Here is a 24,981-nt window from a genome sequence, read left to right as displayed (position 1 = left end):
ATGGGCGCTGCCTATTTCTATCAGCTCAAAGACAGCCCGCTTGATGTAACCTTACCGATGTTGGTCGGCAAGGCGCGCGAAGCTGGTTGGCGGGTGTTGATCCGTGCGGTGAACCCGAACCTTTGCGCACGTTTAGATGAAGTTTTATGGCAAGGGTCCGAGGCTGCGTTTTTGCCGCATGGGGTCGCGGGCGGCCCCCATGATGCTGACCAACCCATATTGATCGGGGATGCCCCGGCAACGGGGTTCGACTGCGTGATTTGCGTCGATGGCGCAGAGTTGACACAGGCCGAAGTCGACGGCGCAGAACGCGCTTGCGTGTTATTTGACGGCTGGGATGAGGCGGCGTTGAGCCATGCGCGCAGCCAGTGGAAAACCCTCACAGATGCGGGATGCGCGGCGCAATATTGGGCGCAAGAAGACGGGCGTTGGGCGATGAAAGCGCAAAAAAGTTAGCCGCCGCAGATCGTGCGCAGCATATCCAAGAACCAAAGATTACCCTGCACCCATTGCGCTGCCGCAAGCGTAAAACAAAACGCGCAGCTTGCGAGCACCGCAATCGCAGCCGGGTTAGGGGTAGCGTATTTCTCCATCCCAAAAGGTATCGCGGGAAATGGATTAACGACTGGTAAAACCCAGCCGGTTTAAAACGCAAAACTTGAATCGAAATCTTCGGGTAATTCCGTCGGTGCGGGGGCGCATGCCGCCAATGTTAAGAGCGCAATAATAATGTATTTCATCGGGTAAGAACCATTTGATTATTGGTAATTTCGATATGTGAAAACCGATTGAGATAGGCCATGCCAAGCAGTGAAATATCCGTTTCTCCGCCGTTGACGACGGCATCTACATTCTGATCAACATAGCGACCCAGGGCCACGTTTTCGAGCGTCACGGCTGCAGTCCTGACGCGCCCATTGGCCGTCATCGCAGAACCGAAATAGTGTAGCGTGTCAGGATCAATCCCAAGCGATTCTGCATCCGCTTGTGTCAGTACAATTTGGCTTGCGCCCGTGTCGATGACAAAGGCGATGGGGATGCCATTAATCAAGATATCCAAATGGTAATGCCCGTCACCGGCGCGTGGGACACTGATCCGCCCATCTGCCAATGTGGCTTGCTGCCCCGTCACGTCGCGGCTGATATCTTCCCAAAGCCCGTATGCCCCAATCACCCCCAAAAAGATAAACAGCCAAATCAGGGCTTGCTGGAGGGATTTGCTCAGATTTTCACGGCTTGAAATCAACACAGAGCCCGCAATCGCAAGACCTAAGATCCCCAGATATATCGCGCGTGCTATTTGATCGCCGGTCATGATCTTTCCCTAGCCGCCGATACCAAAACCGCGCAGCCCATCCAAAATGAACTGTACCGCAAGCGCGGCCAAGAGCATCCCCAAAACCCGGGTCAGAATATTCAAACCGGTTTTGCCCAAAGCGCGTTCAATGGCGTTGGAGGCCAAAAACGCAAGCAGGACGATCAGCAATACCGCTAAGATCACGCCTGTAATGGCCACAAAATCACTTGCCGCTTGGGCTTGGCCCGCGAGCAGAATGATCGTGGTAATCGCGCCGGGCCCTACGATCAGTGGCAAAGCTAACGGAAACACCGATGGGTCATCGTGGTGTTCGTCCAACCCTTCGGCGGCGTTGTCTTCGCGGCGCGCTTGGCGTTTTTGAAACAGCATTTCAAGTGCGGTCAGAAACAAGAGTATCCCCCCCGCAATGCGAAAGGCATCCATCGAAATCCCGATAAAGCCAAGCACGGCTTCACCCAAGAATAGAAACACCATCATCAGTCCCGCAGACACAAGACAGGCCCGGACCGCGATGGCACGCCGCTGCGCGGCGCTCATCCCTTGGGTCATGGCAATAAACACCGGAGCGAGCCCCGGCGGATCAATGATGATGAACATCGTGGTAAATGCGGCGATCAGGGCGGTCAGGTCAGTCATGCCGGGACAATCGTTTGTTTGGCTGCGATGTGCAAGCCGGTTGAAAAAGCCTCATTCGCCTCATAGGTGTATGGATAAATCTTTAGCTAATCCATTTGGGGAAAAATCATGCGCAAGGCTTTGTCCGTTATATTCGCAGGTCTTGTGATGATGAAGCCCGCCGTCGCACAACCAATCCCCGGGGCCGATGACCCCGCATTACTGATCGCCGCGCAGCGATGGTTAAACAATGAAAACCCGCGCGAAGATCTTTGGAATTTGGGTGAATTTGCCGCTGATGGGAATATTGCAGCGCGTATGTTCGTTAACCGGATAATGCGCACGGTTCATATGGAGATTGATTTTCCCGAACTTGACCGGGCTGAGCGGAAAGCGTTGCTTCCTGAGGATCGTTCAGGCGCGCGAACGACGATTTCTTCACCATATTATGTTGATTGGGACGCGGTTCCTGCGATGGATGCGCTCGGTGAAATTGATCATGCAGATGATATTGATACTTGGATCGCGTTGGCAGAACGCACATGGGCCGCAGGGTATCAGCCACGTATGGTAGCAGCTTTGAGAAACGATAGGCGTTTGCTGGAAATCGACATCGCGCGCTATCTTGAAACAAGATTCCCCTTAGATATGGAGATACGCGCATCTGTTTGGTGGATGCGTATTCTTGACGCTGGCGTAGTTGAGATTTCTAACTTTCTAGAGCCGGGAGAAGCGGAGGCGATCGTCGCGCATTGGGGCGGCTTCCCTTGGCGCGCCGAGGACACGCACGCGTTAGATGATGCCCTGCGCGATGGGCGTTGGCACGCTGTTAGGTTTCTTGCGTATCTACCCAATTTTCGACCTGCAATCATCGAAGACCTTAGGCATGCTGAACAGCATGAAAAAGTAGCCGAATTCTATCTGCAAACGATTATGGTTAGAGACAGTAATCCGGGTTTTTTGGATGGGGATGAGAGTTTAGTCGCGATGGGTGATCTATTGATCGCAGAGGCAGAACATACGACTTTATTGCGCCCATTGGTGACAGTTTGCGAACGTTTATGTGGGGCGGAAATCGCGGATTGCGTCGCGCGTGGAGAGATTGTCGGACTTGACCGATTTAACCGAGATTTTTTCAGTGGCGGGTTAATTGCGTCAAGCGATTATAACACTTCCGAACGGGCGGTGTCGGTGCTGATGAGAATCCTATCGAATATGGCCGCCCGAGAAGAAGCGTATATGATCAATGGATTGCTGCCGCAGTGCATAACAGATGCGGCAGTCGCATTGGGTGATGAATAGCGTGGTTGAACTACACCTTTTCAGCCTTTTCTAACCGTTCCAGCGCCGCCATCCACATGGTTTCGGCGCGTTCGTGGGCGTCCATGACTTCGGCGTATTTCTTGTTCCAAGTGGCCAATTCGCCAGCTTTGCCATCCTCATAGAGCGCAGGATCCGCGAGCTTTTTGGCGAGCTTGTCACGCATGTCGTTGATTTTCTTGACGCGCTCTTCGTTTTTGCGCACGTCGCTGCGCATCGCTTGGATCTTTTCGCGGCTTGGCTTGGCTGCTTTAACCGGTTTGGGTTTTTCTTTTTCGACGGCTTTTTCAGGCGTCAAAAGCAGTTTGCGGTAGGCTTGTAGGTCTTCGTCATACGGGTTCACATGCCCATCTTTGACCAGCCACAAACGGTCTGCGACCATTGAAAGCAGGTGCATATCGTGGCTGACAAGGATCACCGCACCTGAATAGGCGGTCAGCGCTTCCACCAGCGCTTCGCGGCTTTCGATATCAAGGTGGTTGGTCGGCTCATCGAGGATCAGCAGATGCGGTGCGGGCAGGGTAGCGAGCAGCAGCGACAGGCGCGCCTTTTGCCCGCCGGACAGGCGGCCCACTTCGGTATCGGCTTGATCGGCGCCAAGCCCAAAGCCAGCAAGCCGCGCGCGCAGCTTGGCTTGCCCTTCATGGGCGCGTTCGCGGAACAGGTGATCCAGCGGTGTTTCTTCGATCCGCAATTCATCGACCTGATGCTGCGCAAAAAAGCCGATACGCAGCTTGTTTGAGGTCACCATCTTGCCGTTCATCACATCAAGACGGCCCGATAACATCTTGGAAAGTGTGGATTTTCCTTCGCCGTTGCGCCCCAAAAGCGCGATCCGGTCGTCTTGGTCAATACGCAGGTTCAAATCGCGCAAGATGATGGTTTGGTCGTATCCCACCGCGGCGCCTTCGGTCGCGATAATGGGCGGCGATAGTTCTTCGGGTTCGGGAAATGTGAACACGGTGCGCGCAGCATCTTCGGGGGCGCGGATGGTTTCCATCTTTTCCAGCGCTTTGACCCGCGATTGGGCTTGCTTGGCCTTGGAGGCTTTGGCCTTAAACCGATCCACAAAGGCTTGCAGGTGTTGGCGCTGCGCATCTTGTTTCTTGGCGGCGGCGGCTTGCACCGCGCGGTTGGCTGCACGCTGTTTCGCGAACATATCGTAGGTGCCCGTGTAGTAGATCAGCCCCTTATCTTCGAGATGCAAAATCCCGCCCACAGAGCGGTTCAGCAGTTCGCGGTCGTGGCTCACGATCAGCACAGTGTGCGGGTATTTGACGAGGTAAGCCTCGAGCCAGAGCGCACCTTCGAGATCAAGGTAGTTGGTCGGCTCGTCGAGCAGTAGCAGATCAGGTTCGGAAAACAGCACCGCAGCCAAGGCCACGCGCATCCGCCAACCACCTGAAAACGCCGAACAAGGCTGTTGTTGTTCTTCGTGCGTAAATCCAAGCCCCTTGAGGATCGTCGCGGCGCGGGCTTCGGCAGACCAGGCATCAATATCGGCGAGCCGCGTCTGCACCTCGGCGATCCGGTCTGGGTCGGTCGCGGTTTCAGCTTCGGCCATCAGGGCTTCGCGTTCGGTATCGGCGCGCAGCACGGTGTCGATCAGGGATACCTCGTTGCCGGGGACCTCTTGGCTGACACCACCGATTTTCCAGCCCTTGGGGATATTCACCGTCCCGGTATCAAGCACCATTTCACCGCGAATAATGCGGAACAATGTTGTCTTGCCCGACCCGTTGCGCCCGACCAGCCCAACCTTGTGGCCTGTCGGAATCGTGACGGTGGCATGTTCGACCAATGTGCGGCCTTCGACGGAATATGTGATGTCAGATATTTTAAGCATAAACGGGCTATGCGCGATCATGCGGGCCGGGTCAATCAGATGATTTTGCGAGGGTCATGAAAACGTCATTGGGGCGTTACCTGTTTGTCATCTGGCTTGGCCATGCGGGGCAGATAATTAACGCAAAGGATCATCATGACATACCGTTTTTGTTGCCTGACTTCTGTTTTGGCGCTTTCCGCTGGCTTCGCGCAGGCCGACACGTTTAACCGTATTGCCTCGTTCCCGACGCACCTGAACATAGGTTCAGGTGATCAAGCTGTCGAAACATCTGCCGAGATTATCGCAGCTACCGCTGACGGCATGACGCTTGTGTATACCGACAGCCCCTTGGGCGTGATTGGACGCATCGATATCACTGATCCGGCGAACCCTACGCCGCTTGGTAATATCGACGTGAACGGCGAACCGACATCGGTTGGGATCGTGGGCAACGTGGCGTTTGTGGGGGTGAATACCTCTGAAAGCTATACGGCACCTTCTGGCCGTTTGGCCGCTGTCGACACCGTCACCGGTGAAGAACTTTCAAGCTGCGAACTGCCCGGCCAGCCTGACAGCATCGCGGTTGCCAAAGACGGGTCCTTTGTAGCGGTTGCGATTGAGAATGAGCGTGACGAAGATTTGGGCGATGGTCGTACCGGCCAATTGCCCGCTGGCGCGCTGACGTTGGTACAGATCGCGGATGGCGTTGCTGACTGCGACACGCTGATCAATGTGGCTATGACTGATTTGGCCGAAATCAGCCCCGAAGACCCTGAACCAGAATTCGTGGATATCAACAGCGCAGGCGATGTGATCGTCGGCATGCAAGAAAACAACCATATGGTTGTGGTTGGCCGCGATGGTGTGATCAAAAACCACTTTAGCGCAGGCACTGTTGATCTTGAAAACATTGACGCAACGGATGAGCGTGCCGCGTTGATTTTCACCGAAAGCCAATCTGATCTGCCGCGCGAACCTGATGCGGTCAAATGGATCGATGACACGCATTTCGCCACCGCGAACGAGGGTGATATGGACGGCGGCACACGCGGTTGGACCATTTTCAACGCAGGCGGCACAGTCGTTTACGACGCAGGCACTAACTTTGAATATGCGGTTATCCAAGCTGGCCACTACCCGGACAAGCGGTCCGACAGCAAGGGCGTCGAGCCTGAATCTATTGAAACTGCGACGTTCGGCGACACGCCGATGGTTTTTGTCGGCGCTGAGCGCGCCTCTATGGTTGGGGTTTACGATGTGTCGGACCTCGCAAACCCTGTGCTGACCCAGCTTTTGCCATCAGGGATCGGGCCAGAAGGCTACGTTGCAATCCCATCGCGCAACCTGCTGGTATCCGCAAACGAAGTGGATCTGATCGAAGATGGCGGCGTGCGCAGCCATGTGATGATCTTTGAATATTCAGATGCAGACGCCACATACCCGATGATCACATCAGCGGGCGCTGACAGCTTGATCGGCTGGGGCGCGCTATCTGGTTTGGCGGCTGTTGATGACACGACTTTGGTTGCGGTCAATGACAGCTTTTACAGCTACCAGCCGACAATCTTTACCGTGGATGTCAGCGCGACACCTGCACAGATTGTGACTGCGACACCTGTGACACGGGGCGGCTACCCCGCGCAAAAGATGGACATGGAAGGGATCGCTGTTGATGGGCAGGGTGGCTATTGGATCGCCTCTGAAGGCCGGATCGACCGCAACGTGCCACATGCGATCTACCATGTAGATGCGGATGGCGCGATTGATCAAGAAATCGGTCTGCCAAACGCACTGCTGGGCGTGCAGAAACGCTTTGGTTTCGAAGGGATCACTGTTGTTGGTGATACGCTTTGGATGGCCGTGCAGCGCGAATGGGAAGATGACGCCGCTGGTTTGGTAAAGCTCGTTGCCTATAACCTTGAGACAGAAGAATGGGGCGCGGTGCATTATCCGCTCGAAACACCTGCGACCGGGTGGATCGGCCTGTCAGAAATCGTTGCCCAAGGCGACTATGTTTACCTGCTTGAGCGCGACAATCAGATCGGGGCCAATGCGGTGGTCAAACAAATCACCCGCGTATCGCTTGACCAAATGGTGCCCGCGCCATTGGGCGGCGACCTGCCTGTTGTCACCAAAGAGCTGGTGCGTGACCTGCTGCCTGATCTGACATCAACCGGCGGCTACGTGCTGGATAAAGTCGAAGGTCTGACCTTTACGCCAAATGGCACCGCCTATGTTGTCACAGACAATGATGGTGTGGATGATCATTCTGGCGAGACCATGTTCTGGGCGCTTGACGGCCTAGACGACTAAGTCTTTCGCCACCGAAGAAAAGATAGCCGCGCCAATTTGGTGCGGCTATTTGCGTTTTAGCCCAAGTCTTTTGGAGTGAGCTTGAACGCTTTGCCAAAGCCCGCGTTCAAATGCGCCTCGGTCGGGTGAAAGCGGATCAGCTGAAAATCTGGAAAATCAATGTAGAGCTTTGATTTCGGGCGTTGTGCCAGAAAGTGGTCGCGCAGGCCCTGATAGTCAGCATGGGTCTTCTCAATCATCTCAGCGGTGCACTGCAGCGTTAGGCGCGGATGCGTGAGCGGATCACCCTTCTCCCCCACGTCACCGATCAACAAAGCGCAATCTGGCGCGCCTTCCACTGCGGCAGTATGCGCCGCAAGCCGCGAAACAAGCGCCAGCGGCGTTCCATCAGGTGTCAAGGTGATGCCGATCCGGGTGACCGAGGGCCGCGAAGGCGCAACGGTAAAGGCAAGCGCGGCATGGGTGGCTTGCGCCATTAACTGAGCGGTCAGCGTACGCGATTCATCGTTGGGGGATTGAAATAGCTCAGGCATTGGGTCGCTTTGAGTTGGGGTTTCCGGGTCGCATCATAGGCTGCCTGACATCGTTGTGAGCGATGGTCCGCATCTGTGCAAGCGAGACGGCGCAGAGCAACAAGAATTTGCTGCTTATATTCACTACCTCTTTTCACATCGCACAGCCCATGTTAGGGGGTGCCACAACGTAAACCCCATGCAATGAAAGACCTTATATCATGGCAATCCAGCGCACATTCTCAATCATCAAACCTGACGCCACAAAACGTAACCTGACCGGCAAAATCGCTGCGAAATTTGAAGACGCAGGCCTGCGTATCGTTGCATCCAAGCGCATTCAAATGACACTGGCCCAAGCCCAGCAATTCTACGGTGTCCACTCTGAGCGCCCTTTCTTTGGCGAACTGTGTGAATTCATGATCTCTGAGCCAATCGTTGTTCAGGTTCTTGAAGGCGAAGACGCGATCGCGAAAAACCGCGAAGTAATGGGCGCCACAAACCCAGCCGACGCCGCAGAAGGCACAATCCGTAAAGAGTTCGCACTTTCAATCGGCGAAAACTCTGTTCACGGGTCAGATGCGCCAGAAACAGCTGCAGAAGAAATCGCATTCTTCTTCTCAGGTCTTGAACTGGTTGGCTAATCCGCCAGTAGGTTAGGGTTCGCCCAGCCGAGATCTTTTGAGGCCGTCCGCACCTCTTTGGCGCGGGCGGCTTTTTTGTTCAAATTTACCTCTAGGGCGCGGTAGTTGCGGATATTGGCGTTGTAGAGCGCGTCGAAAATATCACCGATAATCGGAATACTACCGATCACAAAATCGGCTAACGTATTCAGCCCCATATAGACCAATGTGCCCGGCGTGGCCCCCAGACGGTGCGCCTGTTTAATCATCCATACAGATGGGATCAGCGCCGCAATGTCACCGACAACGGGCACAAGGCCCAAGACGTTGTCGAGACCAACCGTAATATTGGTGCGCGGGATGTAGAATAATGCGTCCATGCGCCATGCTGTTTTACGCAGGCGGGACAGTTCAAAATTAATATCTTGTTCAATGTTCATGACATTAACATACACGATTCGCACATAAATGTGAAGGGTGTTTACTTAAGTCCGATCAACCACACCGATTTGGTCTAAAAATTGTTCTAGTTTAGAGCGTTGCGTGTCAAAGCTCCCAACGACAATCTTGTCAAAAGAGGCGCGCAGAGCTTTCTTTTCTTCGCCTTTACAGTCGTTCCACGGGCGACCCTGAAGGGCCATGTGCAAGACATAGTAGCCGATGAAATGCGGGCGGCTGCCGTTTTCAAGCAAACGCTGATAGGCCGCATCTGCGCCCAAATCGCGAAGTTGTTCCGCAGTGGTAATACCCGCAGTTGTCAGCGATTTTTCAAACGCGGGACCGATATTTTTGATGGATGTCAGCGCTGTCATGGGGGCAGTTTATGCAGGGGCCGCGCGGATGCCCAGAAGAATTCAGCCGCACCTTATAGGGGCGCGGCTGAAGATGATTTTACCCACGTGGTTTGCGTGGTTTGCTTTTACCACCGGGCGGCGTAAAGCGTTTTGACGTGTCATTCGCCTTGGTGCGCGGTTTACCTGCACCTGGCTTGCCGCCATCGGATTTACCTTTGTATCCGGGCTTTGCGCCGTCAGATTTGCCTTTGAACGCTGGCTTGCCACCATCGGATTTACCCTTGTAAGGGGGCTTCCCACCGTCAGATTTCGCTTTGTAAGGCGGCTTTCCGCGTTTCGCGACAAGCGCGTCACCGTGATCCTTGCGGGCCGGTTTGTGGCGCGGCTTGCGTGCCGCATAATCATCTGCGGCACCCGGTACGGGCTGGATCGCCGCGACATCATGCTGTGATGATGGGGGTGGGGCGCCACGATCACGCGGGGCTGCACGTTTAGGTTTGTCACCGAAATCGCGTTTTGGTTTATCGCCATAGTCGCGTTTAGGTTTGTCGCCAAAATCACGCTTGGACCGATCATCATAGTCGCGTTTGGTTTTACGCGGTCCACGTTCGCCCAGCTGTGGTGCGCCATCAAGTGCGGTCAAATTAGCCTGATTTTCGAGCTTCATATCGCCGCCAACGGCCTTGAGGAACCCAGCAACCGCGGGTTCTGCAATCTCTACGAAGGTTTCATTCGGCTGAATGCGGATCGCCCCGATTTCATTCTTGGTGATCCCGCCGGCCTTGCAGATCATTGGCAGCAACCAACGCGCTTCGGCCTTGCCTTCGCGGCCAACATCGACGCTGAACCATTTGGACGGGCCGAATGCCTTATGCTCGCGCGGGGCGCGTTCGGGGCGGTCACCGCGTTCGCCGCGCTGTGGACCGTCCTTATATTCGGACAAATGCTCTGGCGCGGATTGCTTGCCTGCGTAAAGACGCAAATACGCGGCGGCGATTTTTTCGGGCGCATGTTGCGCGAGCAGGCGGGTCGCGAATTCCTGTTCGCTCTCGCTGAAATCTTCTGACCAAACGGGATCTTGCAACAGGCGTTCTTCGTCGCGTGCTTTGACCTCATCGGCGGTGGGCGGCACAGCCCATGTCGCGGTCAGCTTGCCCCACTTGAGCAGGTTTTCAGCACGGCGGCGCATTTTTGCGGGTGCGATCAGCGCTGAAATACCCTTGCGGCCCGCACGACCCGTCCGGCCAGAGCGGTGCAGCAATGTTTCTGCATTGGTCGGCAATTCAGCGTGGATCACCAATTCAAGATTGGGCAGGTCAATCCCGCGGGCGGCAACATCTGTGGCCACACAAACGCGTGCGCGCCCATCGCGCATGGCTTGCAACGCGTGTGAACGTTCATTTTGTGACAGCTCACCCGACAAAGCCACCGTCGCAAAGCCACGGTTTGAAAGCCGTGTTGTCAAACGTGTGACCGAGGCGCGCGTGTTACAGAACACGATCGCATTCGGGGCATCATAAAACCGCAAGCAGTTGATGATCGCCGCGTCAATGTCGTGGTTCGCGACGGTCAACGCGCGGTATTCAATATCGCTGTGCTGCTTTTCTTTGGTTGCGGTGGCGACCCGGATGGAATCGCGCTGATAGGATTTCGCAAGCTTTGCAATCATTGGCGGCACAGTCGCCGAGAACATCAGCGTGCGGCGGGTTTCAGGCGCTTCGCCCAAAATGAATTCGAGATCTTCGCGGAACCCAAGGTCAAGCATTTCGTCGGCTTCGTCCAAGACGATTGCGCGCATGTCTGACATATCAAGGCTGCCGCGCATGATGTGATCTTTGAGCCGGCCTGGGGTGGCCACAACGATATGTGCCCCGCGATCCAAAGCGCGGCGTTCGTCGCGCATATCCATCCCACCAACGGTCGAGGCCATCGTCACGCCTGCACCTGCATAAAGCCACTGCAATTCGCGTTTCACCTGCAAGGCCAGTTCGCGTGTTGGTGCGATCACCAGCGCAAGCGGGCGACCCGCAGGGCCGAAATGGCCATCTTCGCCCAAGATTGTCGGCCCAATCGCGAGCCCGAAACCAACGGTTTTCCCTGATCCGGTCTGGGCCGAGACAAGCAAGTCTTGGCCTTCCAATTCGGGCGCGGTGACCGCCTCTTGGACGGGGGTCAAATCTGTATAGCCTTGTTTGGCTAGGGCATCGGCAAGGGTCTGGATCATCGTTGTCATCGGAAGGCTTTCTGGCGGGTAAGCGTGCGCACTACGCCGACATGACGCATTTGTATAGGGGCTGCGCGGGATTTCGCGCCGATTTTAAATACAACAGGCTAAGAAAGCGTCTTTTGGCGCGCCGTCATCTGTACCTTCGCCTGATCATCATAGTCGTAGGATTTGCCAAAAACCCCATCGACAGGCTGCGGGCCCGTTGAAACAGTATATCCAGTTCCGTCGTCGTCGGTTTCGAGCATGTAGCGCACGCGTTCAAAACCGGTAGGGGTATAGGTTGCACCAGCCGCGACTTTGGTCGCGTCATCATCGTAGATTTCGGTAAATCGCTCCTTAATGTTGCCAGAACTGATATTAGGGCCCGTGACAACCTCGGCCGTGGCTTGCCAAAATCCGGGGACGCGCCGCCGAAATGTAAAGGGCGCATTGAGTGTCGGGTCATAAGTGAGCGCAGCTTCGACATGGGTGCGGTAGCTGTCCGTCGCAGCATATAGCCGGGCGATCAGCACCGAAGGTAAAACTGTATAGGTGCTATCAGGATATTGGACCCGCACAGTGTATCTGATTTGCGCCCCGGCCTCCACGGCGCGCACAATCGGATTTTCAAGCGCGCTGGTATAGACAGGTGAGTTGAACGTCGCGACTTGCGGGACGAGGTTCCAATCTTCGTAGAGGCTAAAGGCTTTCTTGCTATCCATCAGCTGATCACCAACCATATGGCCACCATTATAAAAACCGCCCATCCCTGACAGGATCACCTCTTCGTCGTAACCAAATCGGCCAAAGATGGTCTCACCCGTCCCTGAGCGTCCCGCGCCGCGTTTTACGCTTGTAAGCGCCTCTACCGTGCCTGCGCGCATATAGGTGCCAGCTTCGTATTGGGTCCAAAGCCCTTCTGACCCGGGATTATTGGGAACGGTGGATGCGAGTGCCGAACCGTCGCCTTTCTTCTTCTTTTTTGAGCCAGCTGAAACGGTCGCGGGCGTCGAAGCAAATGTAGGTACGCCATTGAATCGGGACTCAATTTGGTCAAAAGCTTGTTTTCCGGGGGCTTCGAACGGGCCATCGTAATTGGTCGCACGGATGTAATCGCCGTTCGCGACCGAAGTGCGCCCGGCGGCGGTCGCTCCCGCAAACTGACCGCTGATCGGGGCAGTTGTTAGCGGAATAAACAGGGCGGGTGATGCATATAGCGCTACCTTTGCGGTCTTACCTTCGCCTTCAACACGCGCGGCGCTAAGATGAAATCGGTCGGCAACCACCTGTAAGAGCTTGGTCAGACTGTCTTTGGTTTGGGCCGCGCCAGCCATCAAATCCTTTAGCTTATCGGCGGCGGCACGTTTGCGCAGGTCGGCCGGGGCGTCTGGCGATGTCGGATCGGAGTACGCGGCGTCAGGGGGCTGCGTTTCCTCGGGCGATTTTGTCTTGTCGGTCACATCCTCTCGCGTGTCATCCTGCGCAAGCTGCCGCGTATCGGCCATCCGTTGCAGTGCCGTCAAATGCGCATGTGCCGGGGAGTGATCTGCTGCATCTTGCAGTGCACCCTTAGGGTGCGGCGTGACCCGATTGGGTGCGGGGGGATTATGTTTACGAGGTTGATGCTGCTGCAGGCTCATAGTGACTGCACATAGGCCACAGCGCGCGTGCCGTCGGTGTTGATGAACACATTTAGAAGCCCATACTCGCCCAGCTCAAGTACGAAGGGGTAAAAGTTGGGCTGAAACTGGGCGAAATACCCGTGATCGGGCGCGAGCTGGCAGATGTGAACCCAATCAGGGTTGCGGAAATATTCAGGGGCCTGTTGCTGTTCGACATAAATAGGTTGACCCGCCAGCTTGCACCCAGCAAGGGCCGTATGGCGAAACTGATAGCCATCTTTGAGCGACAATTCCGATTTCGTAAATCGGTCTGCAAGGGCAACAGTAGGTTCGTCCACGGTCTGCAATGTGACGGCGTATTCAAGCTGTTCTTCGACCTCATCCCTCAGGGTGATCACGCTGGGGCCGGTTAATTCGGGGGTGGTTTTGCACGTGGCTGGAATGGCTGCATGTGCAGATTGCACAATACAGGTTGTTGTGTCGGTCGTCACGGGTTCGGAGGCTGCCACAAAAAGATAGACCACGCTTTCTTTGCTGCCGGGAAAAAGATCGGGTGTAAGCGCAAACTGTGCGACAAAGATCATCTGTTCGCCGAATTCATCATCAATCGGCCAGGTTGGCGCGCCGATCCACACGGGCTGCCCGCCAAATTTGGTGACGGGCTGCTGAACTTGCGCATCAGCAAGTACAAATGAAATCTTGGCGGATTTGGGCATATGCGTCCCGAAAAATGGCAGAAGAATAGGCGCAGCCTACAGTTGCAAATTCCCTTGGGTCAAGAATATTTGAAAGCCTAGGTGGGTGGATTATGCGCGAACCAAGTTGCGATACGTGCTTTCAGCGCTTCCCAAATTGCTGGCGCGCCACGCGCGACCTTGCTGCCGACGCGGGTCTCTAGCTGTGCAGGCGTGACATTATATGCGGGCCAAGTGCCACCGCCGGTTTCTAGGTTCGCGATGACCGGCTGCACGCGGTCGATGGATTTTGCGAATATCGCATCATCCGTTTGCGCGGCTTCGAATTCATCCCAAAGGGCACGAAATTCTGTAGCTTGATCATGGGGGAGCAGGCCAAAAATACGGTCAGCTGCGCGCTGTTCAATCGCATCTTGGGCGACGGGATCATGATCGCCATGGATCGGTGCATCGCCGGCGTCAATCTCAACAATATCGTGGATCAACAGCATCTTAATGACCCGGTTGACCTGTACCGGACGGGCCGCATGTTCGGCCATGACCATCGCGTAAAGCGCAATATGCCAGCTATGTTCACCCGAGTTTTCACGGCGCGACCCGTCACACAGCGTGGTTGCACGCAGGGTGGATTTGAGCTTGTCGGCCTCGGTCAAAAACGCAAGCTGCGCGTTGATCCTATCGGTCATCTAGCGTTTCACACGGCGTGGCATATTCACGGAGGGTTCAGGATCAGGTTCAGGTTTTTCGTCTTCAGGTGATGGTTTAACGGTGCCACCCCAAAGATCAGCGACTTCTTCGTCAAGCTGCGCTTCTTTTTCTTCGTCTGAAAGGCCTTGTAGCGGGGCTGCTTTGGGGGCGGGACCATCTTGGTAGTTGTTGGCTTCGCGTTCGGCTAGCAGCGCGCGTGCGCGCGCTTCGGCACGGCGGACACGCACCGCGGTCAAAAACGCCTCTTGCAAGGTTTGTGACGAAGCCCCCAATAGGTTACCGATCGTTTCGGTGATCCCAATATCACCAGAGGCGGCCTGATCAGCAAGCGCCAGATCCGCGAGTTCGTCTGCAACTTGATCCAGATACGAGTCAGCCATGGGATTACCGTGTGTTTTCAGTCAGACGCCGCCGCACATAGGTTTTGACGGTGTCAATCATAGGGTCCATATGCGGTTCTTCAAAGAAGTGGCCCGCGCCCTGCATTTCATCATGGGTGACAGTGATGCCTTTTTGTTCGTGCAACTTATTCACAAGGCTCACAGTGTCCGCAGGTGGTGCGACCCGGTCGTTTGATCCGTTGATGATCAATCCCGAAGAAGGGCAGGGTGCAAGAAAGCTGAAGTCATACATATTGGCAGGTGGGCTGACCGAGATAAACCCGGTGATTTCAGGGCGGCGCATCAAAAGCTGCATGCCGATCCATGCCCCGAATGAGAAACCCGCAACCCAGCAATGCTTAGAATTGTTGTTCATCGATTGGAGGTAATCCAGCGCGGAGGCGGCATCAGACAATTCGCCAACCCCTTGATCATATTCACCCTGAGAGCGACCCACACCACGGAAGTTAAACCGCAAAACCGTAAAGCCCATGTTATAAAATGCGTAGTGCAGATTATAGACAACCCGGTTGTTCATCGTGCCGCCAAACTGCGGATGCGGATGCAAGACGATCGCGATTGGTGCGTCGCGGTCTTTTTGAGGGTGGTAACGCCCTTCAAGGCGTCCTTCTGGTCCGGGGAAAATAACTTCGGGCATAGTGTTCCGTCGCTGCTGCGGAGCCAATAGCATTGTTGACGAAAATGCTCAGGCACCTTAGAAAGATTCTAATCTGGGGGAGATCCCACATTATCTGGTCACGGTGAAGTAATCACGCAGCGCCGCGCCGTCAATGAAATTGCGTCTGCATAGGGAAAACTGCGATGAAATTAAGCACAAAAGGTCGCTACGCCATGGTGGCGCTCGCAGATTTAGCACTGCAACCTGCCGATACATTGGTCAATTTGACAGAGATTTCAAAGCGCCAGGACATTTCATTGCCCTATCTTGAGCAGCTATTTGTGAAACTGCGCCGCGCGGGTTTGGTCGATTCCGTGCGCGGGCCGGGCGGCGGGTACCGTCTGTCACGTCCGTCCTCTGAAATGCGTGTTTCCGATATTCTGGGGGCTGTCGATGAAACAGTTTCGGCGATGCATAAGGGCGCAGGCGCATCGGGCGGCGCATCTGGGTCGCGTGCGCAATCGCTGACCAACCGCTTGTGGGAAGGTCTGAGCGCACATGTCTACGTGTTTTTGCATCAAGCCCGCCTGTCTGATGTGGTGGGCAACGGGTTGGTGCCGTGTCCGGCAGTGCCAGCGTTGTTCGAGATTGTGGATGAAGAATAAAGTGGGGCGCTGCCCCCGGCCTGCGGCCTCCCCCGGAGTATTTTTGGCAAGATGATATGTTAAGAACTTATCTCGATCATAATGCGACCACCCCTTTGCGTGCTGAGGCGCGTGCGGCGATGATTGCGGCGATGGATGTCGTCGGCAACCCGTCATCCGTGCACGCCGAAGGCCGCGCGGCTAAGGCGATTGTTGAAAAGGCGCGATTGCAGGTTGCTGAGGCGGTTGGCGCGACCGGGGCCGATGTTGTGTTTACATCGGGTGCGACAGAGGCGGCGGCGCTGGCGCTGGCGGGCCGCGGATTAAGGGGCACGCTAGTTGAACATGATGCGGTCCATGCGTGGATCGATCCGGTGTTGGGCCTGCGCGACGGTTTGGCCGTTGTTGATAATCCGTCAGAATCGGTGTTGCAATTGGCGAACTCTGAAACCGGGATCGTGCAGGATTTGCCTGCCGGGTTAGCAGTGAGCGACATCACCCAAGGGTTTGGCAAGGTGCCATTCGCTTTTGCATGGTCGGGCGTACAGATGGTGTTTCTATCCGCCCATAAGTTTGGCGGTCCGGCCGGGGTTGGCGCGTTGATTTTCCCTGCGGGCACTGATGTTGCGGCACAAATCAAGGGTGGTGGTCAGGAAATGGGCCGCCGTTCGGGCACTGAAAACGTGATTGCGATTGCCGGAATGGGGGCTGCGGTGACCGCAGCACAGGCCGATTTAGCAGCCGGAAAATGGGAACGGGTTGCACAACTTAGAAATATTCTAGAAAAGGCCATTGAGACCGCCGAAAAGAATACTATTTTCGTCGGGAAAGACGCGAACAGATTACCCAACACCAGTTGTTTTGCGACACCTGGCTGGAAGGGTGAAACCCAAGTGATGGCGATGGATTTGGCCGGCTTTGCCGTGTCGGCCGGCTCTGCTTGTTCATCTGGCAAGGTGAAGACCAGCCGGGTTTTGGGCGCGTTAGGATTGGATAGTGATGCTGCAGCAAGCGCGCTTCGCGTGTCGCTCGGGGTCAACACAACAGAAGATGAAGTCATGCGCTTTGTGCAGGCTTGGACACAAAAACGGGCGCGGCTTCGGGCCGCCTGAGAGGATAAACATGTCGGATATCAAAGACGTAGAAGTCAAAGATGGCGTTGATCAAGAAACCGTAGATGCAGTTTCCAAGCTATCGGGGACCTATAAATACGGCTGGAATACCGAGATCGAGATGGATTACGCCCCAAAGGGTGTGAACACGGATATCGTGAAACTGATTTCCGGCAAAAACAACGAACCTGAATGGATGACCGACTGGCGTCTATCTGCTTTTGCACGTTGGGAGCAGATCGAAGAGCCGACTTGGGCGATGGTCGATTACCCTGATATCGATTTCCAAGACATCTACTATTATGCCCGCCCCAAGAGCATGGAAGAAAAGCCAAAATCGCTGGATGAGGTGGACCCGAAACTCTTGGAGACCTACAAGAAACTGGGTATTCCTCTTAAAGAGCAGATGATCCTTGCTGGTGTCGAAGGCGCCGAAGATATCCCCGCGGAAGGGCGCAAAGTTGCGGTTGATGCGGTGTTTGATTCCGTTTCTGTGGGCACCACGTTCCAAAAAGAGTTGGAAAAAGCAGGCGTGATCTTTTGCTCGATTTCGGAAGCGATTGAAAAGCACCCTGAGTTGGTCAAGAAATATCTCGGGACCGTTGTGCCGCCGTCGGACAATTTCTATGCCACGCTGAATTCAGCGGTCTTTTCAGATGGGTCGTTTGTTTACGTACCGCCCGGCGTGCGCTGCCCGATGGAACTGTCGACCTATTTCCGCATAAACGCTGAAAATACTGGTCAGTTTGAACGCACGCTGATCATTGCCGATAAAGGCAGCTATGTGTCCTACCTCGAAGGCTGCACCGCGCCAAAACGTGACACGGCCCAGCTGCACGCCGCTGTGGTTGAGATCATCATCGAAGAAGATGCCGAAGTGAAATATTCGACCGTTCAAAACTGGTACCCCGGAGATGAGAACGGCGTTGGTGGGATCTATAACTTTGTAACCAAACGTGCGGATTGCCGTGGTGATCGGTCAAAAATCATGTGGACCCAAGTCGAAACCGGTTCTGCTGTGACATGGAAATATCCAAGCTGCATCCTGCGTGGCAACGAAAGCCAAGGCGAGTTTTATTCAATTGCCATCGCCAACAACATGCAGCAGGCCGATACCGGCACGAAGATGGTGCACTTGGGAAAAGATACCAAGTCGCGGATCGTGTCCAAAGGGATTTCAGCGGGCAAGGCGCAAAACACCTACCGTGGCCTTGTCTCCATGCACCCCAAAGCCAAGGATTCACGCAACTACACGCAATGTGACAGCTTGCTGATCGGCGACAAATGCGGCGCGCACACCGTACCCTACATCGAAGTCAAAAATAACAGCAGCCGGGTTGAGCACGAAGCAACCACATCCAAGGTGGACGATGAACAGCTGTTCTACTGCCGCGCGCGCGGAATGGACGAAGAAGAAGCCGTCGCATTGGTTGTGAACGGGTTCTGTAAAGAAGTGCTACAAGCGCTACCAATGGAATTCGCAATGGAAGCGCAAGCGCTCGTCGCGATCTCATTGGAAGGGTCTGTAGGTTAGTTCGTTTGCGTCTAGTGGAAGTGCCATCTGCAAAGAATTAAGGTAAGAATATGAGCTCTGCTGTATCGGCTAGAACAGTATCAACGACATCGCTGGCTACATTTGTGTCACCAGCGGCCGAGATCGTGCGGTGTCGTGTACACGGGGAGGCGGTTTTCTTTGCCGTTACAGAACCGCGTGACGCTATTCAGCGCCATCACCTATCCGGAACGTTTTACGAAACTGAAGAACTCGACCTCATTAAGCAGTACTTTCCGATTGGTGGGCGGTTTTTTGATATTGGTGCAAATGTAGGAAACCACTCCCTGTATGTAGCAAAATTTTTGCGAGCACGTAGCGTCGTCCCGGTAGAGATAAACCCCGAAGCGTTTCAGACACTTCGTACAAATATGGTTCTAAATCAAGTAGATGGCGTTGTTGATGATAGTTGGCTTGGTCTTGGAGTCTCGTCGGAAAGTTGCGATTCTGCGACGATCCGATTTCATTCACGAAACATTGGTGGCGGTAAAGTCGCGCTGGAAGGCGGGGATTTGCAACTTGTTACAGCGGATACTATCTCAGATGGGCGCGATTTCGATATGATCAAGATTGATGTCGAGGGCATGGAGTTAAAAGTCTTGGCAGGTCTATTTGAAACTATTGAACGCTCTCGCCCTAGGATATTTGTAGAAGTCGATAACGAAAACGCTGATGCATTTTTTGAATGGGTCAAAGAGAATGGCTATCGCGTTGCTGGTCAGTTCCGTCGCTACCGCGCGAATGAAAATTTTATGCTAGTTCCTAAGCGCCCTGTTGTTTGGAGCAGGATACGAACAGCCTTGAAGGCCACGCAAATGAAAGAGGCAAAGCAATGATTGGTCCTATGTCTCCAAGCCAAATCAGCCTGGGCATTGTTTCTACGACAAGTATGAAAGGCTTCATTCGCCCATCAACCGTCACCGCGCCGCCCAGAAGTTGCCGCAGTTTGCTGGCACGCTTTGGCGATCAACTGGTGGCAAAGGTATCGCATCATGGCGAATATGGGGCAAACGGATTTCAATGCGCGCATCAAGCGCATCAAAAATCCGCGCAACAATTCCTATTACGATCCCGATTTGCAGATGCACATCCCCAAACGGGTCACGCGCGCCAAGATCGAAAAGCCGCCGTCAAAATCCAACGAAGCGATGTCGGCTTTCCTTGTTTCTATGGTGATAGGCAGCACCGCGATGTTCGGCGCGCAAGTTCTGCGCGTGCGGTATTTTGGGCTATCGGGCGGCAATTCCGTGGTCACCTTTACCGATCTTCTGGTCGGGCTTTGGTTGGTGCTGATTCTTTCAGCCTTGATGCAGCGGCGTCAACTGATTGGTCGTCTGGGTCAAGTTGCGGGCCTGTGTGTGATGATGGTTACCGGGCACAATCTGATCTGGAAGTGGCCAGATCTGATGAGCAAAATCTACACGCCGGAATATGTCGCCGAAATTCAAGCGACAACCAAAGTGCAGTCCATCGTTATTCAGGGCAACGTTTACGCGTTGGGCACGAACTAGACGCAAGACCGTTTCGTCACAATGATCGCACGCGCCATGCCCCGGCTGGGGCATTTTGTGCTGGCCTACCTTATCAAAATTCACGAATTGCGGCGCGCGTTTCGCGCGGTCGCGTCACCTCTTGTGCACGGGGACGTGCCGCTATGTCGAAGGAATAAATATGCTGGAAATCAAAGGCCTGAAGGTCAAACTTGAAGATGAAGATAAGCAAATCCTAAAGGGATTGGACCTGACGGTTGAAACCGGCAAGGTGCATGCGATCATGGGGCCAAACGGGTCTGGTAAATCAACGCTGTCTTATGTGTTGTCAGGGAAAGATGGCTATGAAGTCACCGACGGCAGCGCGCTGCTGGAAGGTGATGACCTGCTGGATATGGATCCGGAAGAGCGTGCTGCCTTGGGCTTGTTTCTTGCGTTCCAATACCCGGTCGAAATTCCCGGTGTTGGCAATATGACGTTCTTGCGGACTGCTGTGAACGCGCAACGCAAGGCACGCGGCCAAGAGGAATTGAGCGCTGGCGATTTCCTTAAGGAAGTACGCGCCAAAGCCAAAGACCTGAAAATTGACGCGGATATGTTGAAACGCCCGGTCAATGTTGGTTTTTCCGGCGGTGAGAAAAAGCGCAACGAAATCCTGCAGATGGCGATGCTTACACCTAAGATGTGCATCTTGGATGAAACCGATTCCGGTCTTGACGTTGATGCGATGAAGCTTGTGGCCGAAGGCGTGAATGCGCTGCGCTCAGAAGGGCGGTCCTTCCTTGTGATTACGCACTACCAGCGTTTGCTGGATCACATCAAACCCGACGTTGTGCACATCATGGCAGATGGCAAAATAGTTAAAACCGGCGGCCCTGAGTTGGCGCTTGAAGTTGAAAATAACGGCTACGCTGACATTCTGGCAGAGGTGTCCTAATGGCGATTGCGAAACTCAAATCCGACGCCACAGAGGCGCGCTTGGCCGGGGTGACCCTGCCTGAGGGTGCGGCATGGGCGCAGGCCGCGCGCGCGGATGCGTTAACGCGGTTGCGTGCCATGGGCCTGCCGTCAAAGCGTGATGAATATTGGAAATATACGGATCCATCCGATCTGACCGCAGTGACCGCCCCCAAAGCGGCGCTGTTTGATGCACAAGAGGCACCGCTCTTTGGCGACACCGACCGGCTAGAAATCGTCTTTGTTGACGGTGTGTTTGATGCAGATGCGTCTGATGCGCTTGCAGGTGAAGGCATTGAAATCATGCGTCTGTCTGATGCGATGGCGGCGGATATTCACTGGGCCAAAGAGCTTTACGGCGTGCTTGAAACACGTGGGCAAACGCCGGTTGAGCGTCCGTTGGCTGTTTTGAACACAGCCTTAGCTACCGATGGCATCGTGATTCATGCGACGGGCAAAGTCAGCAAGCCTGTTCATATTTCCTACCTGCATGCCGATGAAACCTCTGATGCGATCCTGCACAATCTGGTTAAGGTTGACGCGGGCGCAGAGATCACATTGCTTGAAACCGGTCCCGGTGCTGCGCGTTTTTCTAGCTGCCTTGAAGTTGATATCGCGGATACCGGTGCATTCCACCATGTCCGCACACAGGGCCGTGACCATGAGCGTCGGACTGTAACCCATTGTTTTGCAAGGGTAGGCGCGGAATCAACGTTCAAGTCGTTTACCATGACAGTGAACGGCGTGATGACGCGTAATGAATGTGTGCTTGATATCATCGGTGACGATGCAATCGCCCATGTCGCAGGTGTTTGCGTCGGCGACGGCAAAGATTTTCACCATGATGACACTGTGTTCATCACCCATGATGCGCTGAACGGCGAAAGCCGCCAAGTGTTCAAAAAGGTGCTGCGCAACGGGGCGACCGGCGTTTTCCAAGGCAAGATTCTTGTCAAAGCGGATGCGCAGAAAACGGACGGCTATCAGATTAGCCAGTCGCTTTTGCTGGATGAGGATGCGCAGTTTTTGGCCAAGCCAGAGCTGGAAATCTACGCAGATGATGTCGCGTGTTCGCATGGGTCAACATCGGGCGCGATTGATGAAACCGCGCTGTTTTATCTGCGCTCGCGTGGGGTGCCGATGAATGTCGCGCGCAACCTGCTGACATTGTCGTTTATGGCCGAAGCGCTTGACGAAATCGCGGACCCGGCATTGGCCGAGGAACTGCGTGATCGGCTTGAAGGCTGGCTGGCGCGGCATAGCTGATGGCGCTTACCGCTGATATCGTCCGCACATGGCGCGCGCCACGTGCTGTGATCCGCGGGCTATTGGATCAGGGACGGCGCGAAGATCGCGCCGTCGCATTTGTGATGATCGCCTGTTTCTTGATCTTCGTGGCGCAGTGGCCCCGGCTTTCGCGCATTGCGAATGAATTTGAGCCGTCCCCTTGGCCGCCCGAGATCAATTTCGAAGGCATGATGACCTATACGTTCTATGCCGTCGTGATCATGTTGCCGCTGGCTTTATACGGGGTGGCAGCGGTTGCGCGCTTGCTCGCACGCTTGATGGGCGGGCAGGGGAATTGGTATACGGCGCGCCTTTCGCTGTTTTGGGCGCTTTTGTCGACGACACCATTGCTGCTTTTGCACGGTTTGGTGCGCGGGTTTATCGGGCCGGGCACACAATCTTTGGTCGTCGGCGCAATTTGGGCGGCGGTATTCGTGTTTATCTGGATCCAATGCATGATTGAGTCTGAAAAGTCATGAATATCACGTTGCAAGGTTGGTTGCACGCGGTGGGCGCCACGTTGAACGCCCCTGCGGATATGGCGGAACGGGTGTTGTCTGAACGCTTTGCGCGGCCGACCCTAGTGCAGGGGGTGATTGTCGTCGCGATCATCAATTTGATGTTGCTCGCCATCGTGAGTATGCTGTCGCCGCCACCGATCGAGGATGCCGTTTATGTGACGCCCATTACCCTGACGATTTTGATCGCGGGCAGTATGTTTGCAATGGCATTTGCGATTGCGCGTGCGGGGCGAATGCTCGGCGGTGCTGGCGATTTCGACGGGGCTCTCACTGCTGTGATTTGGTTGCAGGCCGTAGGTCTGACAATCGACGTCGCCCAGATTTTTTTGATGCTGATCAGTCCGACGCTTGCGGTTTTGTTAGGAATTGGCGCGTTGGTTGCGCTGTTCTGGTGCACAGTTAACTTTGTTAATGTTTTACATGGGTTTGCGTCGCTGGGCAAAGCGACGATCACGCTGATCATTGCGATGATCGGTACAATTATTGCAGTCGTCGTGATGATGGCGCTGTTGGGCATAACCCCTTCCGGAGATATGACATGAGCTTTGATGTCCAAAAGATACGCGCAGATTTTCCAATTCTATCGCGCGAGGTCAATGGTAAGTCCTTGGTTTATCTGGATAACGGGGCCTCAGCGCAAAAGCCGCAGGTCGTGATCGATGCGATCACGCGTGGCTACGCCGAAGAATACGCCAATGTGCATCGCGGGCTGCATTATCTCAGCAATTTGGCGACGGATCGCTACGAAGCCGTGCGCGGCAAGGTCGCAAAATTCTTGAATGCGCCGTCCGAGGATAGCATCATCTTTAATTCGGGCACGACAGAGGGCATCAATATGGTGGCCTATGCCTGGGCAATGCCACGGATGCAGCCAGGCGACGAGATCGTGCTGTCGATCATGGAGCATCACGCAAATATCGTGCCCTGGCACTTTTTGCGCGAACGTTTGGGTGTGTCCATTAAATGGGTTGATGTGGATGCCAATGGGGATCTTGATCCGCAAAAATTCATCGATGCGATTGGCCCCAAAACAAAATTGGCCGCCGTAACCCATATGTCGAATGTCTTAGGGACAGTGGTTGATGTGAAAACGATTACCGCCGGTGCCCACGCCAAAGGTGTGCCCGTCTTGGTCGATGGGTCGCAAGCGGCCGTGCATATGCCCGTCGATGTGTCCGATATCGGTTGCGATTTTTATGCTATCACAGGCCACAAACTATATGGCCCCTCGGGGTCCGGGGCGATCTATGTCACGCCAGAGCGGATGACCGAAATGCAGCCCTTTATGGGCGGCGGGGACATGATCCGCGAAGTATCGCGCGATGCGGTTGTTTATAATGATCCGCCGATGATGTTCGAAGCGGGCACACCGGGCATCGTGCAAACCATCGGCTTTGGGGCTGCGCTTGACTATATGACAGGTGTTGGGATGGCGCAGATTGCATCGCATGAAGCGCAGCTATGCACCTATGCCCGCAAGCGGCTAGACGGGCTGAATTGGCTCAATATTCAGGGCCAATCCGCGACAAAAGGGGCGATTTTTTCGTTCACAATTGAAGGCGCGGCCCATGCGCATGACATCTCAACCGTGTTGGACAAAAAAGGCGTGGCCGTACGGGCCGGGACCCATTGCGCCATGCCACTGATGGAACATATGGGCGTCGGGGCCACATGCCGGGCCTCATTTGGGATGTATAACACGCCACAAGAGGTCGACGCGCTGGTTGAAGCGCTTGAGCTTTGTCACGATCTTTTTGCCTGACGACGCGGACGTTGGCGGTTTTCTTAGGGCCAAAACGCGGAAATCGCTGACGATGTTGCCCAAATCGACAAAGGACATCTAGGTATCTAATACAGTGCGCGGC

At 54.8% G+C, this 24,981-nt stretch carries 27 protein-coding genes; 14 read left to right on the top strand and 13 right to left on the bottom strand.

Annotation, left to right across the window (positions count from 1 at the left end):
* The gene (locus Yoon_RS01070) at window positions 1-456 is read left to right on the top strand and encodes a DNA polymerase III subunit chi (RefSeq protein WP_238109370.1); all 456 of its coding nucleotides are present in this window, start codon (window positions 1-3) and stop codon (window positions 454-456) included.
* On the opposite strand, the gene Yoon_RS01065 is transcribed toward Yoon_RS01070, so the two are convergent.
* The 3 genes from Yoon_RS01065 to Yoon_RS01055 form a co-directional block, all read right to left on the bottom strand.
* A complete protein-coding gene (locus tag Yoon_RS01065) occupies window positions 453-593 on the bottom strand; it encodes a hypothetical protein (protein WP_238109368.1) in 141 nt (46 codons plus the stop codon). The genes Yoon_RS01070 and Yoon_RS01065 overlap by 4 nt on opposite strands.
* Window positions 594-736: 143 nt before the next feature.
* Window positions 737-1,315, bottom strand: a complete 579-nt coding sequence (locus tag Yoon_RS01060) for a TIGR02281 family clan AA aspartic protease (RefSeq protein WP_238109366.1) — start codon at window positions 1,313-1,315, stop codon at window positions 737-739.
* 9 nt (window positions 1,316-1,324) lie between these two features.
* Window positions 1,325-1,954 (bottom strand): MarC family protein, encoded by a 630-nt coding sequence (locus Yoon_RS01055; protein WP_238109364.1) that lies wholly within the window; start codon window positions 1,952-1,954, stop codon window positions 1,325-1,327.
* 108 nt (window positions 1,955-2,062) lie between these two features.
* On the opposite strand from Yoon_RS01055, the gene Yoon_RS01050 reads away from it, so the two are divergent.
* Entirely contained in the window at window positions 2,063-3,235 is a 1,173-nt protein-coding gene (locus tag Yoon_RS01050) for a hypothetical protein (protein ID WP_238109362.1), read from the top strand.
* A gap of 10 nt (window positions 3,236-3,245) precedes the next feature.
* Here Yoon_RS01050 and Yoon_RS01045 read toward each other — a convergent pair whose 3' ends face one another.
* Complete coding sequence (locus Yoon_RS01045; protein ID WP_238109969.1) at window positions 3,246-5,099, bottom strand: ABC-F family ATP-binding cassette domain-containing protein; 1,854 nt, start codon at window positions 5,097-5,099, stop codon at window positions 3,246-3,248.
* Between the two features lie 135 nt (window positions 5,100-5,234).
* On the opposite strand from Yoon_RS01045, the gene Yoon_RS01040 reads away from it, so the two are divergent.
* Window positions 5,235-7,394: an esterase-like activity of phytase family protein gene (locus tag Yoon_RS01040; RefSeq protein WP_238109360.1), complete on the top strand. Its 2,160-nt coding sequence runs from the start codon at window positions 5,235-5,237 to the stop codon at window positions 7,392-7,394.
* A 56-nt stretch (window positions 7,395-7,450) separates the two neighbouring features.
* Here the strand turns inward: Yoon_RS01040 and Yoon_RS01035 are convergent, their stop codons facing one another.
* Window positions 7,451-7,927 (bottom strand): HugZ family protein, encoded by a 477-nt coding sequence (locus tag Yoon_RS01035; protein WP_238109358.1) that lies wholly within the window; start codon window positions 7,925-7,927, stop codon window positions 7,451-7,453.
* Between the two features lie 200 nt (window positions 7,928-8,127).
* Here Yoon_RS01035 and ndk point away from each other — a divergent pair, with 200 nt between their 5' ends.
* Window positions 8,128-8,550 carry a nucleoside-diphosphate kinase gene (gene ndk / locus Yoon_RS01030; protein WP_238109357.1) on the top strand — a complete coding sequence of 141 codons (423 nt, stop codon included), beginning with the start codon at window positions 8,128-8,130 and terminating at the stop codon, window positions 8,548-8,550.
* Here ndk and Yoon_RS01025 read toward each other — a convergent pair.
* The 8 genes from Yoon_RS01025 to Yoon_RS00990 form a co-directional block, all read right to left on the bottom strand.
* Window positions 8,547-8,969 carry a DUF4112 domain-containing protein gene (locus Yoon_RS01025; RefSeq protein ID WP_238109356.1) on the bottom strand — a complete coding sequence of 141 codons (423 nt, stop codon included), beginning with the start codon at window positions 8,967-8,969 and terminating at the stop codon, window positions 8,547-8,549. The genes ndk and Yoon_RS01025 overlap by 4 nt on opposite strands.
* 45 nt (window positions 8,970-9,014) lie before the next feature.
* Window positions 9,015-9,341: a TfoX/Sxy family protein gene (locus tag Yoon_RS01020; protein WP_238109355.1), complete on the bottom strand. Its 327-nt coding sequence runs from the start codon at window positions 9,339-9,341 to the stop codon at window positions 9,015-9,017.
* 79 nt (window positions 9,342-9,420) lie between these two features.
* Complete coding sequence (locus Yoon_RS01015) at window positions 9,421-11,547, bottom strand: DEAD/DEAH box helicase (protein WP_238109967.1); 2,127 nt, start codon at window positions 11,545-11,547, stop codon at window positions 9,421-9,423.
* Window positions 11,548-11,654: 107 nt separating this feature from the next.
* Window positions 11,655-13,169, bottom strand: coding sequence for a DNA/RNA non-specific endonuclease (locus tag Yoon_RS01010; RefSeq protein WP_238109353.1), 1,515 nt, complete (start codon window positions 13,167-13,169; stop codon window positions 11,655-11,657).
* Complete coding sequence (locus Yoon_RS01005) at window positions 13,166-13,867, bottom strand: hypothetical protein (RefSeq protein ID WP_238109352.1); 702 nt, start codon at window positions 13,865-13,867, stop codon at window positions 13,166-13,168. The genes Yoon_RS01010 and Yoon_RS01005 overlap by 4 nt, the downstream gene beginning before the upstream one ends.
* Before the next feature lie 77 nt (window positions 13,868-13,944).
* Window positions 13,945-14,532 (bottom strand): HD family hydrolase, encoded by a 588-nt coding sequence (locus Yoon_RS01000; RefSeq protein WP_238109351.1) that lies wholly within the window; start codon window positions 14,530-14,532, stop codon window positions 13,945-13,947.
* Entirely contained in the window at window positions 14,533-14,934 is a 402-nt protein-coding gene (locus Yoon_RS17955; RefSeq protein WP_370642066.1) for a hypothetical protein, read from the bottom strand.
* A 4-nt stretch (window positions 14,935-14,938) separates the two neighbouring features.
* On the bottom strand, window positions 14,939-15,592 hold the full coding sequence (locus tag Yoon_RS00990) for an alpha/beta hydrolase (RefSeq protein WP_238109350.1): 654 nt from the start codon (window positions 15,590-15,592) through the stop codon (window positions 14,939-14,941).
* A 164-nt stretch (window positions 15,593-15,756) separates the two neighbouring features.
* On the opposite strand from Yoon_RS00990, the gene Yoon_RS00985 reads away from it, so the two are divergent.
* The 10 genes from Yoon_RS00985 to Yoon_RS00940 all read left to right on the top strand — a co-directional run bounded on the left by Yoon_RS00985 (window position 15,757) and on the right by Yoon_RS00940 (window position 24,878).
* The gene (locus tag Yoon_RS00985) at window positions 15,757-16,218 is read left to right on the top strand and encodes an Rrf2 family transcriptional regulator (RefSeq protein WP_238109348.1); all 462 of its coding nucleotides are present in this window, start codon (window positions 15,757-15,759) and stop codon (window positions 16,216-16,218) included.
* 56 nt (window positions 16,219-16,274) lie between these two features.
* Window positions 16,275-17,309, top strand: coding sequence for a cysteine desulfurase family protein (locus tag Yoon_RS00980; protein WP_238109347.1), 1,035 nt, complete (start codon window positions 16,275-16,277; stop codon window positions 17,307-17,309).
* Between the two features lie 10 nt (window positions 17,310-17,319).
* Window positions 17,320-18,843 (top strand): Fe-S cluster assembly protein SufB, encoded by a 1,524-nt coding sequence (gene sufB, locus Yoon_RS00975; RefSeq protein ID WP_238109344.1) that lies wholly within the window; start codon window positions 17,320-17,322, stop codon window positions 18,841-18,843.
* Window positions 18,844-18,893: 50 nt separating this feature from the next.
* Window positions 18,894-19,697 carry an FkbM family methyltransferase gene (locus Yoon_RS00970; protein WP_238109343.1) on the top strand — a complete coding sequence of 268 codons (804 nt, stop codon included), beginning with the start codon at window positions 18,894-18,896 and terminating at the stop codon, window positions 19,695-19,697.
* 156 nt (window positions 19,698-19,853) lie between these two features.
* Window positions 19,854-20,372 (top strand): hypothetical protein, encoded by a 519-nt coding sequence (locus Yoon_RS00965; protein WP_238109341.1) that lies wholly within the window; start codon window positions 19,854-19,856, stop codon window positions 20,370-20,372.
* A gap of 160 nt (window positions 20,373-20,532) precedes the next feature.
* Entirely contained in the window at window positions 20,533-21,288 is a 756-nt protein-coding gene (gene sufC, locus Yoon_RS00960; RefSeq protein WP_238109339.1) for a Fe-S cluster assembly ATPase SufC, read from the top strand.
* Window positions 21,288-22,574: a SufD family Fe-S cluster assembly protein gene (locus tag Yoon_RS00955; RefSeq protein WP_238109337.1), complete on the top strand. Its 1,287-nt coding sequence runs from the start codon at window positions 21,288-21,290 to the stop codon at window positions 22,572-22,574. The genes sufC and Yoon_RS00955 overlap by 1 nt, the downstream gene beginning before the upstream one ends.
* Window positions 22,574-23,074, top strand: a complete 501-nt coding sequence (locus Yoon_RS00950; protein ID WP_238109335.1) for a YIP1 family protein — start codon at window positions 22,574-22,576, stop codon at window positions 23,072-23,074. Before Yoon_RS00955 ends, Yoon_RS00950 begins: the two co-directional genes overlap by 1 nt.
* On the top strand, window positions 23,071-23,658 hold the full coding sequence (locus Yoon_RS00945) for a YIP1 family protein (protein WP_238109333.1): 588 nt from the start codon (window positions 23,071-23,073) through the stop codon (window positions 23,656-23,658). The genes Yoon_RS00950 and Yoon_RS00945 overlap by 4 nt, the downstream gene beginning before the upstream one ends.
* Window positions 23,655-24,878 carry a cysteine desulfurase gene (locus Yoon_RS00940; protein WP_238109331.1) on the top strand — a complete coding sequence of 408 codons (1,224 nt, stop codon included), beginning with the start codon at window positions 23,655-23,657 and terminating at the stop codon, window positions 24,876-24,878. The genes Yoon_RS00945 and Yoon_RS00940 overlap by 4 nt, the downstream gene beginning before the upstream one ends.
* The last annotated feature ends 103 nt before the right edge of the window (window positions 24,879-24,981 follow it).

This window comes from Yoonia sp. I 8.24 (genome assembly GCF_022096995.1).
Lineage (GTDB): Bacteria > Pseudomonadota > Alphaproteobacteria > Rhodobacterales > Rhodobacteraceae > Yoonia.
The sequence above is the reverse complement of the archived record's forward strand: the minus strand, read 5'-3'. Positions and strand labels throughout refer to the sequence as shown.

Excerpts from the sequence above, each read along its gene's own strand:
- Yoon_RS01070 (WP_238109370.1), top strand. The coding sequence starts at position 1 with ATGGGCGCTGCCTATTTCTATCAGCTCAAAGACAGCCCGCTTGATGTA.
- Yoon_RS01065 (WP_238109368.1), bottom strand. The coding sequence starts at position 593 with ATGGAGAAATACGCTACCCCTAACCCGGCTGCGATTGCGGTGCTCGCA.
- Yoon_RS01060 (WP_238109366.1), bottom strand. The coding sequence starts at position 1,315 with ATGACCGGCGATCAAATAGCACGCGCGATATATCTGGGGATCTTAGGT.
- Yoon_RS01055 (WP_238109364.1), bottom strand. The coding sequence starts at position 1,954 with ATGACTGACCTGACCGCCCTGATCGCCGCATTTACCACGATGTTCATC.
- Yoon_RS01050 (WP_238109362.1), top strand. The coding sequence starts at position 2,063 with ATGCGCAAGGCTTTGTCCGTTATATTCGCAGGTCTTGTGATGATGAAG.
- Yoon_RS01045 (WP_238109969.1), bottom strand. The coding sequence starts at position 5,099 with ATGCTTAAAATATCTGACATCACATATTCCGTCGAAGGCCGCACATTG.
- Yoon_RS01040 (WP_238109360.1), top strand. The coding sequence starts at position 5,235 with ATGACATACCGTTTTTGTTGCCTGACTTCTGTTTTGGCGCTTTCCGCT.
- Yoon_RS01035 (WP_238109358.1), bottom strand. The coding sequence starts at position 7,927 with ATGCCTGAGCTATTTCAATCCCCCAACGATGAATCGCGTACGCTGACC.
- ndk (WP_238109357.1), top strand. The coding sequence starts at position 8,128 with ATGGCAATCCAGCGCACATTCTCAATCATCAAACCTGACGCCACAAAA.
- Yoon_RS01025 (WP_238109356.1), bottom strand. The coding sequence starts at position 8,969 with ATGAACATTGAACAAGATATTAATTTTGAACTGTCCCGCCTGCGTAAA.
- Yoon_RS01020 (WP_238109355.1), bottom strand. The coding sequence starts at position 9,341 with ATGACAGCGCTGACATCCATCAAAAATATCGGTCCCGCGTTTGAAAAA.
- Yoon_RS01015 (WP_238109967.1), bottom strand. The coding sequence starts at position 11,547 with ATGATCCAGACCCTTGCCGATGCCCTAGCCAAACAAGGCTATACAGAT.
- Yoon_RS01010 (WP_238109353.1), bottom strand. The coding sequence starts at position 13,169 with ATGAGCCTGCAGCAGCATCAACCTCGTAAACATAATCCCCCCGCACCC.
- Yoon_RS01005 (WP_238109352.1), bottom strand. The coding sequence starts at position 13,867 with ATGCCCAAATCCGCCAAGATTTCATTTGTACTTGCTGATGCGCAAGTT.
- Yoon_RS01000 (WP_238109351.1), bottom strand. The coding sequence starts at position 14,532 with ATGACCGATAGGATCAACGCGCAGCTTGCGTTTTTGACCGAGGCCGAC.
- Yoon_RS17955 (WP_370642066.1), bottom strand. The coding sequence starts at position 14,934 with ATGGCTGACTCGTATCTGGATCAAGTTGCAGACGAACTCGCGGATCTG.
- Yoon_RS00990 (WP_238109350.1), bottom strand. The coding sequence starts at position 15,592 with ATGCCCGAAGTTATTTTCCCCGGACCAGAAGGACGCCTTGAAGGGCGT.
- Yoon_RS00985 (WP_238109348.1), top strand. The coding sequence starts at position 15,757 with ATGAAATTAAGCACAAAAGGTCGCTACGCCATGGTGGCGCTCGCAGAT.
- Yoon_RS00980 (WP_238109347.1), top strand. The coding sequence starts at position 16,275 with ATGTTAAGAACTTATCTCGATCATAATGCGACCACCCCTTTGCGTGCT.
- sufB (WP_238109344.1), top strand. The coding sequence starts at position 17,320 with ATGTCGGATATCAAAGACGTAGAAGTCAAAGATGGCGTTGATCAAGAA.
- Yoon_RS00970 (WP_238109343.1), top strand. The coding sequence starts at position 18,894 with ATGAGCTCTGCTGTATCGGCTAGAACAGTATCAACGACATCGCTGGCT.
- Yoon_RS00965 (WP_238109341.1), top strand. The coding sequence starts at position 19,854 with ATGGCGAATATGGGGCAAACGGATTTCAATGCGCGCATCAAGCGCATC.
- sufC (WP_238109339.1), top strand. The coding sequence starts at position 20,533 with ATGCTGGAAATCAAAGGCCTGAAGGTCAAACTTGAAGATGAAGATAAG.
- Yoon_RS00955 (WP_238109337.1), top strand. The coding sequence starts at position 21,288 with ATGGCGATTGCGAAACTCAAATCCGACGCCACAGAGGCGCGCTTGGCC.
- Yoon_RS00950 (WP_238109335.1), top strand. The coding sequence starts at position 22,574 with ATGGCGCTTACCGCTGATATCGTCCGCACATGGCGCGCGCCACGTGCT.
- Yoon_RS00945 (WP_238109333.1), top strand. The coding sequence starts at position 23,071 with ATGAATATCACGTTGCAAGGTTGGTTGCACGCGGTGGGCGCCACGTTG.
- Yoon_RS00940 (WP_238109331.1), top strand. The coding sequence starts at position 23,655 with ATGAGCTTTGATGTCCAAAAGATACGCGCAGATTTTCCAATTCTATCG.